General features: G+C 65.5%; 13 protein-coding genes and 1 other RNA gene. 11 read left to right on the top strand and 3 right to left on the bottom strand.

Annotation, left to right across the window (positions count from 1 at the left end; all coding sequences use genetic code 11):
• Positions 1 to 91: 91 nt before the first annotated feature.
• Positions 92 to 1,396 carry a TIGR03862 family flavoprotein gene (locus tag ISS20_RS01720; protein WP_291433228.1) on the top strand — a complete coding sequence of 435 codons (1,305 nt, stop codon included), beginning with the start codon at positions 92 to 94 and terminating at the stop codon, positions 1,394 to 1,396.
• A gap of 75 nt (positions 1,397 to 1,471) precedes the next feature.
• On the opposite strand, the gene ffs is transcribed toward ISS20_RS01720, so the two are convergent.
• Positions 1,472 to 1,568: signal recognition particle sRNA small type (ffs, locus tag ISS20_RS01715), an RNA gene on the bottom strand.
• A 102-nt stretch (positions 1,569 to 1,670) separates the two neighbouring features.
• Here ffs and dnaX point away from each other — a divergent pair.
• The 6 genes from dnaX to ISS20_RS01685 all read left to right on the top strand — a co-directional run bounded on the left by dnaX (position 1,671) and on the right by ISS20_RS01685 (position 7,114).
• Complete coding sequence (gene dnaX, locus ISS20_RS01710) at positions 1,671 to 3,650, top strand: DNA polymerase III subunit gamma/tau (protein ID WP_291433104.1); 1,980 nt, start codon at positions 1,671 to 1,673, stop codon at positions 3,648 to 3,650.
• A gap of 229 nt (positions 3,651 to 3,879) precedes the next feature.
• Complete coding sequence (locus tag ISS20_RS01705) at positions 3,880 to 4,212, top strand: YbaB/EbfC family nucleoid-associated protein (protein ID WP_055398201.1); 333 nt, start codon at positions 3,880 to 3,882, stop codon at positions 4,210 to 4,212.
• A gap of 247 nt (positions 4,213 to 4,459) precedes the next feature.
• Positions 4,460 to 5,050, top strand: a complete 591-nt coding sequence (gene recR / locus ISS20_RS01700) for a recombination mediator RecR (RefSeq protein ID WP_056067274.1) — start codon at positions 4,460 to 4,462, stop codon at positions 5,048 to 5,050.
• A gap of 114 nt (positions 5,051 to 5,164) precedes the next feature.
• A complete protein-coding gene (locus ISS20_RS01695; RefSeq protein ID WP_291433098.1) occupies positions 5,165 to 5,590 on the top strand; it encodes an MAPEG family protein in 426 nt (141 codons plus the stop codon).
• A 154-nt stretch (positions 5,591 to 5,744) separates the two neighbouring features.
• Complete coding sequence (locus ISS20_RS01690) at positions 5,745 to 6,800, top strand: ABC transporter substrate-binding protein (RefSeq protein ID WP_291433096.1); 1,056 nt, start codon at positions 5,745 to 5,747, stop codon at positions 6,798 to 6,800.
• A 161-nt stretch (positions 6,801 to 6,961) separates the two neighbouring features.
• Positions 6,962 to 7,114: a DUF3096 domain-containing protein gene (locus tag ISS20_RS01685; RefSeq protein WP_015013605.1), complete on the top strand. Its 153-nt coding sequence runs from the start codon at positions 6,962 to 6,964 to the stop codon at positions 7,112 to 7,114.
• A gap of 74 nt (positions 7,115 to 7,188) precedes the next feature.
• On the opposite strand, the gene ISS20_RS01680 is transcribed toward ISS20_RS01685, so the two are convergent.
• Positions 7,189 to 8,718, bottom strand: coding sequence for a transglycosylase SLT domain-containing protein (locus ISS20_RS01680; protein WP_291433092.1), 1,530 nt, complete (start codon positions 8,716 to 8,718; stop codon positions 7,189 to 7,191).
• Positions 8,715 to 9,491 (bottom strand): hydroxyacylglutathione hydrolase, encoded by a 777-nt coding sequence (gene gloB / locus ISS20_RS01675; RefSeq protein ID WP_291433091.1) that lies wholly within the window; start codon positions 9,489 to 9,491, stop codon positions 8,715 to 8,717. Before gloB ends, ISS20_RS01680 begins: the two co-directional genes overlap by 4 nt.
• Between gloB and ISS20_RS01670 the strand changes: the two genes are divergently transcribed.
• From ISS20_RS01670 to ISS20_RS01655, 4 genes are all read left to right on the top strand, one after another.
• Complete coding sequence (locus ISS20_RS01670) at positions 9,490 to 10,344, top strand: methyltransferase domain-containing protein (RefSeq protein ID WP_291433090.1); 855 nt, start codon at positions 9,490 to 9,492, stop codon at positions 10,342 to 10,344. The two genes, gloB and ISS20_RS01670, sit on opposite strands and share 2 nt — an antisense overlap.
• A gap of 75 nt (positions 10,345 to 10,419) precedes the next feature.
• Entirely contained in the window at positions 10,420 to 10,869 is a 450-nt protein-coding gene (rnhA, locus tag ISS20_RS01665) for a ribonuclease HI (protein ID WP_291433089.1), read from the top strand.
• 183 nt (positions 10,870 to 11,052) lie between these two features.
• Positions 11,053 to 12,468: an efflux RND transporter periplasmic adaptor subunit gene (locus ISS20_RS01660; protein ID WP_291433088.1), complete on the top strand. Its 1,416-nt coding sequence runs from the start codon at positions 11,053 to 11,055 to the stop codon at positions 12,466 to 12,468.
• Positions 12,469 to 12,508: 40 nt separating this feature from the next.
• Positions 12,509 to 13,430: efflux RND transporter permease subunit (locus ISS20_RS01655; protein WP_291433087.1), on the top strand; the 922-nt coding region annotated here is incomplete at its 3' end.

Raw genomic sequence — 13,430 nt, 5'->3', positions numbered from 1 at the left:
TATTTAGCAAGGCCCTCCTGTGTCCCACACCCTTCCTCCTTCCGATACCCGCCCCGCATCCGCCTCGTCTGCGGAGGCTTTGCAGTGCGACGTGGCCATCATCGGCGGTGGCCCCGCCGGCCTGATGGCCGCAGAGGTGTTGGCCCAGGCGGGGGTGGCCGTGCACCTGTTTGACGCCATGCCTTCGGTGGGGCGCAAGTTTCTGCTCGCGGGCAAGGGCGGGCTCAACCTCACGCATTCCGAGCCGCATGCGCCTTTTGTAAGTCGCTATGCCGGGCGCGAATCACAGATTGAGCCTCTGATTCAGGCTTTTGGCGGCCCCGAGCTGCGCGCTTGGGCGCAGGGGCTGGGGGTGGAGACCTTTGTGGGCACTTCGGGCCGTGTGTTTCCTGCCGACATGAAGGCCGCGCCGCTGCTGCGCGCCTGGCTGCAGCGCTTGCGCGGGCAGGGCGTGCTGTTCCACATGCGCCACCGCTGGCTGGGTTGGGCCGAGGATGGCGCTCTGCTCTTGGCTGCACCGGCTGGCGAGGTGCGGGTGGCGGCCAAGGCCGTTGTGCTGGCGCTGGGCGGCGGCAGTTGGGCGCGCCTGGGGTCTGATGGTGCATGGGTGCCTCTGCTGGCGCAGCGGGGCGTGGCCGTGGCCCCGCTGCGCCCGTCCAACTGCGGTTTTGACGTGCTGCGTGCCGACGCACCAGCGGGCGAAACGCGACGCGCCTTTTTGCAGGAGTTGTTGGGACGCACGCCTGCACCGACCGTGGGCTGGACGCCGCATTTTGCCGAGCGTTTTGTGGGCCAGCCTTTCAAGACAGTGGTGCTCAACTTCACCGACAGCCAGGGCCACAGCTTCAGCCGTCGGGGCGAGTTTGTGGTCACGGCCACGGGAGTCGAAGGCAGCCTTGTTTACGCCGCGTCGCATCTGTTGCGCGACGAAGTGCAAGCCCACGGCCATGCCACCTTCCACCTCGACCTGTTACCTGACCATGCGCCTGAGCGCGTTCTGGTGGAGGTGCGCCACCCTCGCGGCTCCCGGTCGCTTTCCAGCCACCTCAAGAGCCGCCTGGGCCTGGACGGCATCAAGGCCGGCATCCTGTACGAGCACCTGGGCAAGGACGGCATGAACGACCCTGTGGCACTGGCCCATGCGATCAAGGCATTGCCCATCACCGTGGTGGCCGCGCGGCCGCTGGACGAAGCCATCAGCACGGCGGGTGGCGTGGCTTTTGAGGCACTGGACGTGCACCTCATGGCCACAGCCTTGCCAGGCGTGTTCTGCGCGGGCGAAATGCTGGATTGGGAGGCACCCACCGGGGGCTATCTGCTGACCGCCAGCATGGCCAGCGGCCGTATAGCGGGGGAGGGGGCGCTGCGCTGGCTGGGGCAATCCGCAGGGGCTTGAGTGGGCGTGAGGCGCCCGGCGCGCTACGGAATTCTAGAGGGGAGAGTTTTTGCGCGACTGCGCAAAAAAGAAGAAGTTGACGAGCCTTACCCCCGGCACTGACTCCACAGTTAGGGCTGCTTGGTTCCCCACCTGACCCGGTTGGCCGCTTCACCATGCGAGGAGGCCCGTCACCGCCGATTGTACGTCGGATGAAGGCCCTGATTTTTCAGTGGCTGTTTTGTTTGCCCTGGCGGCGCCAGGGGCGCATGGCCCAGCCCGTAGAATCGACCGCATGTCCTACCTCGTGCTCGCCCGCAAGTACCGTCCCCGCAATTTCACCGAGATGGTGGGGCAGGAACACGTGGTCCAGGCCTTGTCGAATGCGCTGACCCAGCAGCGCCTGCACCACGCCTACCTTTTTACCGGTACGCGCGGCGTGGGCAAGACCACGGTGTCGCGCATCCTGGCCAAGTCGCTCAACTGCCAGGGTGCGGACGGCAATGGCGGCATCACAGCTACGCCCTGCGGCGTGTGCCAGGCCTGCACTGACATCGACAGCGGCCGCTTTGTGGACTACACCGAGCTGGACGCGGCCTCCAACCGGGGCGTGGACGAAGTGCAGAGCCTGCTGGAGCAGGCGGTCTACAAGCCGGTGCAGGGGCGCTTCAAGGTCTTCATGATCGACGAAGTGCACATGCTGACCAACACGGCGTTCAACGCCATGCTCAAGACGCTGGAAGAACCGCCCGAATACCTCAAGTTTGTACTGGCCACGACCGACCCGCAGAAGGTGCCGGTCACGGTGCTGAGCCGCTGTCTTCAGTTCAACTTGCGTCCCATGGCCCCCGAAACGGTGCTGGAACACCTGACCCGCGTACTGGCCAATGAGAACGTGCCTGCCGAGCCGCAGGCGCTGCGTTTGCTGTCGCGCGCTGCGCGGGGCTCCATGCGCGATGCGCTCTCGCTCACCGACCAGGCCATTGCGTTTGGCAGCGGTCAGCTGCAGGAAGCCGGTGTGCGCCAGATGCTGGGTGCGGTGGACCGCTCCTACGTGTTCCGGCTCATCGAAGCGCTCGCCCTGGGTGACGGGAAGACCGTGGTGGAGACCTCGGACACGCTGCGCATGAACGGGCTGTCTGCCGCCTCCACGCTCGAAGAGATGAGTGCCGTGCTGCAGCGCATGGCCGTGTTCCAGGCCGTGCCGCAGATGGCGGGGGCCGTGGATGCCGATGACCCCGAGGCAGCCGAGACAGCCCGCCTGTCTGCACTGATGCCCGCCGATGAAACGCAGTTGCTCTACAGTCTGTGCCTGCACGGGCGCGGCGAATTGGGCCTGGCGCCGGATGAGTATGCGGCTCTGACCATGGTGCTGCTGCGCCTGCTGGCCTTTAAGCCCCAGGGTGGGGTTGGCGGACCGGCTGAAAAAAAAACTCTGACGCGGGCTGAAACGCCCACTTCAGGCACCATCTCTGCAGGTGCTTCGGCAGTGCCCGGGCGTGTAGCGGCTGCGGTAGTTTCTGCCCCGCAAGTTCCGTCTGCGGCCCCAGCGCCTGCAGTCACGGCCCCAGTTCCAGCAGTGGCTGCAGGCACCGCATCTTCTGGCGCCGGAGACCATCCATCAGAGTCGTTCAACGAGACTGAGCCACCCCCATGGCCAGGTTCTGACGAGCCCGGTACTGTGACCACTGCGGCTGCGCCCGCTGCCACGGCGTTGCCGGTACGCACCACCGAGAGGTTTGAGCAAAATCCCGGTGTAGCGCAATCATTCAAAGCACACAATGCTCCTGAATATGTAGCAATCCCGGTGCGTGAGTCCCCCGAGCCCGGCGAGCGGTTGCAGCCGCTTCCACTGTCTGCCCCGACCCCGGTATCTGCCCGCTACACCCCCACCGAAGAGGGGGACGTCTGGCATGCCACGGTGCAGCAACTGGTGGCAGCAGAGGCTATCACGGCGCTGGTGCGCGAACTGGCCCTGCAGTCGCAGCTGGTGGCGCGCGACGGCGGTCACTGGCTGTTGCGCGTCGAGCGCGAATCGCTCAACCAGCCCACGGCGCGCGAGCGCCTGCGTGCGGCCCTTGAAGCTGCGGGCCATGCGACCCAGATCAGCGTGGAAGTGGGCGTGGTCATCGACAGCCCTGCCCGTCGCAACGCCGCCGCCGCCGCCGAGCGCCAACGCCGCGCGGAAGAAATCGTGCACAACGACCCCTTCGTGCAATCGCTGATGCGTGACTACGGCGCGAGAATCGTGCCGGGCAGCATCAAACCCGCGTGAGATGAAACACCCCCTGAGTCGCCTTCGGCGCCTTCCCCCTCTCTCGCTTCGCGGGAGGGGAACGCTCCCAGCGCGGCGGGGCGGCCCTTGCGCGGGAGCACTGGTCTGGGCAGCGGCAGTTTCGATGGCCGCTAACGGTGCAAAGCACAATACCGTGAATTTCGGATACTGAATTTCAGTCCCCACGTGGGAATCGATCAACCAGAAAGAAAGCAAAGGAAACCACACCATGTTCAACAAAGGACAACTCGCCGGCCTCATGAAGCAAGCCCAGGCGATGCAGGACAACCTCAAGAAGGCCCAGGACGAACTGGCTTTCATCGAGGTGGAGGGTGAATCGGGCGCGGGTCTGGTGAAGGTGGTCATGACCTGCAAGCACGATGTAAAGCGCATCACCATCGACCCGAGCCTGCTGGCCGAAGACAAGGACATGCTGGAAGATCTGGTGGCGGCTGCGTTCAATGCGGCGGTGCGAAAGGCGGAGGAGACTTCTTCGGAGAAGATGGGCAAGCTCACCCAAGGCATGCCAGGCCTCCCCGGCGGCATGAAATTCCCTTTCTGATCTCGGCTACCGAGTGGGCGTGATGCGTCGTTGCTGGGCCCGTCGGGAAATCCTCACGTACAGAAAGTACGTTCCGGTTTCCCGCCACCCGCGCCTAGCCTGACGCCCGCTCGCTACGCCCTTGAGGGCGGGGTGTGAAGGCAGGGGAGGCACACCCATGATGTTCTGCCCACATCCGTTCGGGCTGAGCCTGTCGAAGCCTGGCACCGCTCTTTCCTACCCGCTCATCCGCATCGCCCGCTAACCCATGTCCACCACCAACTCCCTCGACGTTCTGATCCAGGCGCTGCGCCGCTTGCCGGGAGTGGGGGTGAAGTCTGCGCAGCGCATGGCGTTTCATTTGCTGCAGCATGATCGCGAAGGGGCGCTGGCGCTGTCGCGGGCGCTCTCGGAGGCAGTGGGCACCGTGCACCACTGTGCGCGTTGCCATACGTTCACCGAGGCGGAAGTGTGCAGCACCTGTCTAGACCCTGACCGCGATGCAACGCGGCTGTGTGTGGTCGAGACGCCGGCTGACCAGTCGGCGCTGGAGCGCACCGGCGCCTTCAAGGGGCTGTACTTTGTGTTGATGGGGCGGCTCAGTCCGCTCGATGGTGTCGGTCCCAAGGAGATCGGCCTGCACAAGCTCATGGAGCGCGCCACGGATGGCACCGTCCAGGAGGTGATTCTGGCCACCAACTTCAATGCCGAGGGGGAGGCGACTGCGCATGTGATCAGCGAGGCACTCAAGAGCCGTGGGTTGCACGTCACGCGGCTCGCGCGCGGCGTGCCTGTGGGCAGCGAGCTGGAGTATGTGGACCTGGGCACGATTGCGCATGCGCTGGTGGATCGCCGGTGACGCAGAGGCCGCTGCCAGCCCGTTTCCTGGACAACGTCTGCGGCTAAAATACTCTCAATTTAATAGCTACCAGTGCTTGTATTTGCTGCGCTGGTGCTCTCAAAAGCATCCAAAATGAATACCACCCTGCACGTCGCGCGGTTCACCGTGGCCTACTGGTGCGTGCTGTTCGCCGCACTGCTGCCCATCGCTTGTGCCTGGTTGGCCAAAAGTGGCAACTTTGGCAAGTCCCGCAAAGAAGGCGGTTTTGACAACCACGACCCGCGCGGCTGGCTCTCGCGGCAGTCCGACTGGCGCGGGCGCGCCAACGCAGCGCAGGCCAACAGCTTTGAAGCGCTGCCGTTTTTCATTGGTGCGGTCATCATTGCGCACCTGCTGGGCGCGGGGCAGACGTTACTGGACCTGCTGGCGTTGTTGTATGTCTTCCTGCGCATCTTCTACGTGATGATGTACGTGGCCGACATGCCGATGGCCCGCAGCGCAGTCTGGGCCGGCGGTTTTCTGGTCAATATTGCCATCCTGTTCATCGGTTACCGTTGAGCGCCCCGGGTGCGCGCCACCCGTCTTGCGGTGTGCTGCGGTTGAAGGCTGTCTATCGCGGTACGTAGTAACCCGCAGGGATTCACCCTGATGCGGTTTCGCCTGTGCTGCGGCACGATTGTTGCAATGCAGCATTGTCTTTTTGCCTGATTCCATGTCTCTGCCTCCACTCACCCGCCGCGCCTTTGGCGCCGTATCTGCCTTGTCGGCGGCTGCGGTGTGGGCGCCTGCCATCCGGGTGCGTGCGCAGACCGATGGCGCGGCTCTCGGGCGGGTGACCGTGGCGGTCGGAGGGCAGGGCGTTCTGTACCACCTGCCGCTGGCGCTGGCCGATGCGCTGGGGTACTTCCGCCTCGAAGGTTTGGACGTGGTGGTGCGGGACTATTCGGCGGGGGCGCTTGCTTGGCAGGCGGTACAGGACGGTGCGGCAGATGTCTGTTCCGGTGCCTTCGAGCACGTGTTGCGTGCGCAGGCGCGAGGTCATGCGTACCGTGCGCTGGTGCTGCAGGGGCGGGCCCCGCAGCTGGCGCTGGGTGTGTCACTGCGGTCGGTGCCTGCGTACAAGGACCTGGGCGACCTCGCGGGGCGCAAGGTGGGTGTGTCGTCGGTGGGCTCATCCACCCATCTGGCGGCCAGTCTGATGCTGATGCGTGCGGGCGTGTCGTTGCGTGATGTGGGTTTTGTGGGGGTGGGCTCGGGCACCAATGCCATGAACGCGCTGCGTTCCGGCCAGGTGCATGCACTGTGCCATGCCGATCCCATCATGACCTTGCTGGAGCAGAAGGCGGACACCCGCATTGTGGGGGACCTGCGTTCGCTCAAGGCGGCGCAGGACATGTTCAATGGAACCATGCCCGCCAGTTGCCTGTATGCCCCGCAGGCATTCATTCAGAAGCAGCCAGCGCAGGCCCAGGCGCTGGTCAATGGCGTCGTGCATGCGCTCAAGTGGCTGCAGACGGCAGCCCCGGCAGATCTGGTGAAGGCGGTGCCCGCCGCCTACCTGATGGGTGACCGGGGGCTGTATCTGGCGGCGTTCAGCCGGGTGCGCGAGACGTACTCCACCAACGGCCTGATGCCGGACGAAGGACCGGCCACCGCACTGCGGGTGCTGTCGCGTGTGCTGCCCGAACTGGCCGAGGCCAAGGTCGAACTAGCTCGCACCTCCACCAGCGACTTCGTGCGCAAGGCCCGCCAAAAGTACAGCGTCTGATAAGCCGCTGTGGCGGCAGGCTCCAAGGGCTCTGGCATCGACTACAGTGTCGGGCGCCTGCGATAGCACCGCAATCACACTGCGCGATATGCATCGCGCAGACCACGCGTGCAGCGGTTCTGCTGCGCCATCCTCGTTCCATTTTTCAAGGAATATCCACCATGTCGCTGAGCCTTAGCATCGGTCCGCTCGTCTCCCTGATCGCAGGCATCCTCATCCTGGTCATGCCGCGTTTGCTCAGCACCATCGTGGCGCTTTATCTCATCATCATGGGCATCCTGGGGCTGCTGGGCATGCACACGCTCCGGTTCTGATGCATGGGCCCAGCGACCGGCCAAGCAATGCCGGGCTCGCCAGGCCCAGGTGGCTTTGCTGAGGCGTCTGCGGCTCAGCGGCGCTTGACCTTGGAGGGGGATCCGCCACGCCGCGCAGGCGCTGGAGCCTGGCGTTTGCCCGAGGTGGCGGCCGATGCGCGGGCACTGCTGCCACCGCTGCGCGCCTGACTCTGGCGCACCGGCAGGTACACCACGATCTGCTGGCCCACCTTGAACGCGGCATTCGCCCGTACCTCGTTCCAGTCCGCCACGTTGGCCGCCGTCAGCTTGTAGCGCCGTGCAATGCTGGCCACCGTGTCTCCCTTGCCGGCGCGCACTGTGGTACGGCGGGTGACGATCTCGGGGGTGAGGCTCAGTTGACCGTTGTCGGCCAGGTGGGACGACACGTCTTGCCGTGTGGTGGTGGAGCGGGGCACCATCAGCGCCGAGCCCGCCTTGATGAGCATGCGCGGCGGGATGTTGTTCATGCTGCGCAGATCCGCCTCGCTCATGCCTGCACGTTGTGCTGCCTCGGCCACAGTCATGGTGGTGGGTACAGACCACACGGTCCAGCTTGCGTACTGCCCTTCGCGCTTGGCCTCCAGGTTGCGCTGGAACACCTTGGCGTTGTCCCAGGGCAGCAAAATCTGCGGTGTGCCTGCGGCCAGAATCACGGGTCGCTTGTACGACGGGTTGAGCGCCCGGAAATCCTCCTCGCGAATACCCGCCAGCGTGGCCACCAGCGACACATCGATGTCGTGTGTGATGTCCACGGTCTGAAAGTAGGGGTGGTTCTCGATCAGGGGCAGCTCTGTGCGGAAGGCATCGGGGTTGGCCACGATGTTCTTGACCGCCTGCAGCTTGGGCACATACATGCGGGTTTCCGCAGGCATGTTCAGGTCGGTGTAGGTGGTGCCCAGGCCCAGCTTCTGGTTGCGCGCAATGGCACGGCTCACGCTGCCTTCACCCCAGTTGTAGGCGGCCAGGGCCAGATGCCAGTCGCCAAACATGCCATAGAGCTTTTGCAGGTAGTCCAGCGCCGCGCGGGTTGACGCGAGCACATCCCGGCGGTCGTCGCGGAAGGCGTTTTGCTTGAGGTCGAAATAGTTGCCCGTGGCGGGCATGAACTGCCACATGCCCGCGGCCTTGGCGCTCGATACTGCCTGGGGGTTGAACGCGCTTTCGATGTAGGGCAGCAGCGCGAGCTCGGTCGGCATGCCTCGGCGTTCCAGCTCTTCAACGATGTGGAACAAGTACTTGCTCGACCGCTCTGTCATGCGCTGCATGTAGTCGGGGCGTGTGGCGTACCACTGCTCCCGGTCCTGCACCAGCTCATGCTGCAGGTCAGGCATGGCAAAGCCGCGCCGTATGCGGTCCCACAAGTCGGCGGGGGCCGACAACGACGCTACCTCGCCACTCGCGGCCCGCGCTGCGGTGATGGGCTTGAGCGGGCCGTTAGGGATGACGGGTGTGTGGGGCGTCGCCGTGCTCTTCGTGCTGGTAGTGTTGCCGCCTGCGGATCCTTGGTCCGGCGCCGAACCCGTGGTGGCGCAGCCTGTCAGCCACAAAAGGCCAGCCAGGCAGGCAATGTGCAAAATTTTCATCGGAACTCGTTTTTCCATTGACGCAGCGCGGCCAGCACCGCTACGGCGTCGTCAAGGGGCACCTGCGCGTCGTAGCCCTGGGCGGCTTGTGCCACCGGGCTCCGACGTACGCGCAGAAAGGGGTTGATGTCTCGCTCCAGCGCCATGTGCGACGGCAGTGTGGGCTGGTTCTGCGCCCGCAAGGCTTCGCATTGGCTGCTGTAGTGGAGCAGGGCGGCGTTGCCAGGTTCCACGGCCCGCGCAAACTTCAGGTTGGACAGTGTGTACTCGTGGGTGCAGCACACGCGGGTGTTGCCAGGCAGTGCGGCCAGCCGGTCCAGCGAGTCGAGCATTTGCGCGGGTGTGCCTTCAAACAGCCGGCCACAGCCGCCCGAGAACAGCGTATCGCCGCAAAACAGCAGGGGTGCACCGTCCATCTCGGGGCAGTAGTAGGCAATGTGGCCCGCCGTGTGCCCTGGCACGTCGATGACCTGGAACTGCAGCCCCAGCGTGGTGACGGTGTCGCCTTGCTCCAGTCGCAACAGCGGCTCGGGCATGCGCTCCCGCGCTGGACCATACACCTGTGCACCGGTGGCGTGGCGCAGTGCATCGACTCCGCCGACATGATCGGCATGGTGGTGCGTGACTAGAATGGCCTGCAATGACAGGCCGCAACGGTGCAAGGCCTGCTCCACCGGCGCGGCTTCTCCCGGGTCCACCACGATGGCCTGGTGGCCGTCGTGCAGCATCCAGATGTAGTTGTCGGTAAAGGCGGGCAGCGGTAGCAAGTTCATGAGCGATCAAATTATAGGTTTGCACCACTGGTTCGACTCCCCCCCCGGCCGTTATCTGCTCGCATGGGAGCAGGCGCGCTTTGACGAGGCGGTGGCGGATATCTTTGGCTACCACAGCATTCAGCTCGGCATGCCGTTGCTGGACGGCCTGCGCGCCAACCGCATGCCGCATCAGTGGCTCGCCATGGGGCAAGAGGCCGTGGAGGGTTCCATCGCCTTTGTGGAGGCGGGTGGTGACGACGGCCCGCTGCAGCGCCGCGCGGTGGATCTGCTCACCGAGCCTGTGGCTCTGCCTTTCTCTGCTGCCAGTCTGGACCTGCTGGTGTTGCCTCACACACTGGAGTTGAGCATCGACCCACATGCTGCGCTGCGCGAGGTGGAGCGGGTGCTGGTACCCGAAGGGCGTGTGGTCATCAGCGGCCTGAACCCCACCAGCCTGTGGGGCCTGCGGCAGCGGCGTGCACGCGTGTATCAGCGCCTGGGGCGGGGCACGCTGTACCTGCCCGACGTGGGGGAGTTCATCGGCTATCGCCGCCTGCGCGATTGGCTGCGGCTTTTGAACTTCGAGGTCGAATCGGCCCGGTTTGGCTGTTATCGTCCAGCGGTGCGCAGCCCGCAGTGGCTGGAGCGTTTTGGCTGGATGGACCCTTTGGGTGAGAAGTGGTGGCCCATTCTGGGTGCCGCGTATTTCCTGGTTGCTGTCAAACGGGTGCATGGCATGCGTTTGCTGGAGCCCGCCTGGCGCTCCCACCGCCAGCGCGCTGCGGGCACCGTGCCCATCGCCAACCGGGCGTCCCAGCGCGGGGTGAGTGCTTCGCGGACTGCGCCCACTGCGGCCCGGCACAAGCCTTGAGCACAGTTTTTTGTGGTTGCCATGGGGGGCCATGCCCCGCCCAGCAACCATTCACCACATTGTCAGGAACAGAGTTTGAACCAGGTAGAGATTTACACCGATGGCGCCTGCAAGGGCAATCCGGGCCCCGGCGGGTGGGGCGTATTGCTGCGCTCCGGTGCGACCGAAAAAGAGCTGTTCGGCGGCGAACTGGGCACCACCAACAACCGCATGGAGCTGATGGCGGTGATTGAGGCGTTGTCGGCCCTCAAGCGCCCCTGTGCCGTGACGCTGTATCTGGACAGCGAGTACGTGCGCAAGGGCATCACGGAGTGGATTCACGGCTGGAAGGCCAAGGGCTGGCGCACGGCCTCCAAGCAGCCGGTCAAGAACGTGGAGCTGTGGCAGCGGCTGGATGCGCTGGTCAGCGCCGGCGGTCACCGCATTGAATGGCGCTGGGTGAAGGGGCATTCTGGCGACCCAGGCAACGAGCGGGCCGACGCGCTGGCCAACCGGGGCGTGGACCAGGCCCTGGGCCGCAGGTAGTCCATCGCCGACAACTCCTCCCGTGCAAGCCTCTTTGGAGGCTTTTTTTGCGCCCGCGCCTGGTACAGCCTGCAACCTCCAGCGGCGCATGCCCCGGGGATATTGCTGAGGGTGGCTGCGGCTGCATACACCCACTGTTACATTGTGTGACTGCGCATCCCACCTCACTGGATTGACTGACCCATGGCGTCCAAGAACAAGTACAAGTACATCGTTTTCGCTGTCATCGGCATGGCTGCCGCATCGGGCGCTGCCTGGTGGCTCCAGAAACCCGCACAGCCGCAGCAGCGTGCCGAGGCGGGGGCAGGCGCTGGCACACCGGCTGGCGGTGGTGCACCCGCTGGTGCTGGCCGCCCTGTGGCCGTAGAGGCAGTGACCGTGCGGCAGATGGCGCTGCGCGATGATGCTGAAGCCGTGGGCAGCCTGCGGTCGCGCCAGAGCGTGATGCTGCGGCCCGAAGTGGGCGGGCGCATCACCCAGCTCAACTTCCGTGACGGCCAGCGCGTTCAGCGCGGGCAGGTGCTGGTGCAGTTTGACGACCAGCTCCCCCGTGCGCAGATCCAGCAAAGCCAGGCCGAGCTGTCCATCGCCCAGGCCAACCACAAACGCAACCAGGAGCTGGTGGCTCAGAGCTTCATCAGCCAGCGTTCGGTGGACGAGAGTGCCGCCAACCTGGAGGTGGCCCAGGCCAAGCTGGCGCTGGCCCAGGCAACGGCCCAGCGTCTGAAGATCGTGGCCCCGTTCGATGGCATTGCGGGTATCCGGGGCGTGAACGTGGGCGACTACCTCAAGGACGGGGCCGATATCGTCAATATCGAAGACCTTGATGCGGTCTATGTGGACTTCCGTCTGCCCGAGCGGCTGCAGAGCAAGGTGCGCCCGGGGCAGGCCGCGCAGATAGCGTTTGATGCATTGCCAGGCGCGCGTTACGCCGCCGTGGTGCAGGCCATCAGCCCGCAGATCGATGCGGATGGGCGGGCCATCGCGGTGCGTGGCTGCATCGACAACCGCCGCCTGCAGCTGCGCCCCGGCATGTTCGCGCGGGTGACGACCGTGTTTTCCGAACGCAGCGACGCGCGCGTGGTGCCCGAGGAAGCCATCGTGCCCGACGGCACCAGCCCCTATGTGCTCAAGGTGGTGGAAGGCAAGGAGCCAGGCAGCAAGGTGACGCGCCGCACACCGGTCAAGCTGGGCGCCCGTTCGCCTGGGTGGGTGGAGGTGGTCGATGGTTTGGGCACCGGCGACCTGGTGGTCACGGCGGGCCAGCAGCGCATCCGCAAGGACGGCACAGAGGTGCGCGTGGTGGAGCTGGGCAAGCAGGGCAACGGTGGTGCGGCGGCCGCAGCAACGCGGCCGGCTTCGGGCGCTTCAGGTGCTGCGACCGGGGCGGGCCAAAAGGCAGCACCAGTGGCTGATGCGCCTGCGCCTGCGCCGAGCACCTCTGCGGCATCGGCATCTCCATCTCCTGTTGCCGCCCCCTCGGGGGCCCGCGTGATGGCGGCTCGCAGCGAAACTGATCCGCTGCCCGGCCCCAACCCTTGCCAGCTGGCCGGAACCTCCAGCCGGTCCACGCCCACTGGCAGCCGCCCTCCCGTCTGACGGACTGCCTGTCGTCACCCTCTGATGCCCCTGGACTGCCATGCAACTCGCTGAAATATCGATCCGCCGGCCGGTGTTTGCCACCGTGCTGTCGCTGCTGGTGCTGCTGATTGGCGCGGTGAGCTTCACGCGTCTGTCGGTGCGCGAATACCCCAAGATCGACGAACCCGTGGTCACCGTCAGCGTGCGGTATGCGGGCGCGTCGGCCGAGGTCATCGAATCGCAGGTGACCAAGCCGCTCGAAGACTCCATCGCCGGTATCGACGCCGTGGATGTGATCACCTCCATCAGCCGGGCCGAGCAAAGCCAGATCAGCGTGCGGTTTCGCCTGGAGAAGGACGCCGACAACGCGGCGGCTGAAGTGCGCGACCGCACCGCCCGCGTGCGCAACCGCCTGCCGCTCGCGGTGGATGAGCCCGTGATTGCCAAGGTGGAGGCCGATGCATCGCCCGTGCTGTGGCTGGCCTTCAGCAGCGATACGCGCAGCCCGCTGGAGATCAACGACCTCATCAACCGCATCGTCAAGCCCCGGCTGCAGACGGTGACCGGTGTGGCCGACGTGCCGATTTACGGCGAGCGCAAATACGCCATGCGGGTGTGGCTGGACCCCGAGCGCATGGCTGGCTACCGCCTGACCACGCAGGATGTGGAAGACGCCATCCGCCGCAACAACCTGGAGCTGCCTGCGGGTCGCATTGAGTCGCAGCAGCGCGAGTTCAGCGTGACCTCCCAGACCGACCTGAAAACCCCAGCACAGTTTGCCGACATCGTGATCCGCACGGTCAACGGGTTCTCGGTGCGCGTGCGTGATGTGGCCCGGGTCGAAGAAGGCCCTGCCAGCGACCGCAGCCGCGTACGCCTCAACGGCCGCGATGCGATCTCGGTGGGCGTGATCCGCCAGGCCACGGCCAACCCGCTGGAGCTGTCCAAGGGCGTGCGTGCCATGATCCCCTTGCTTAAGG

It is taken from the genome of Acidovorax sp., assembly GCF_016783915.1.
Lineage (GTDB): Bacteria > Pseudomonadota > Gammaproteobacteria > Burkholderiales > Burkholderiaceae_C > Acidovorax.
This window is presented reverse-complemented; position numbering and strand designations above follow the sequence as displayed.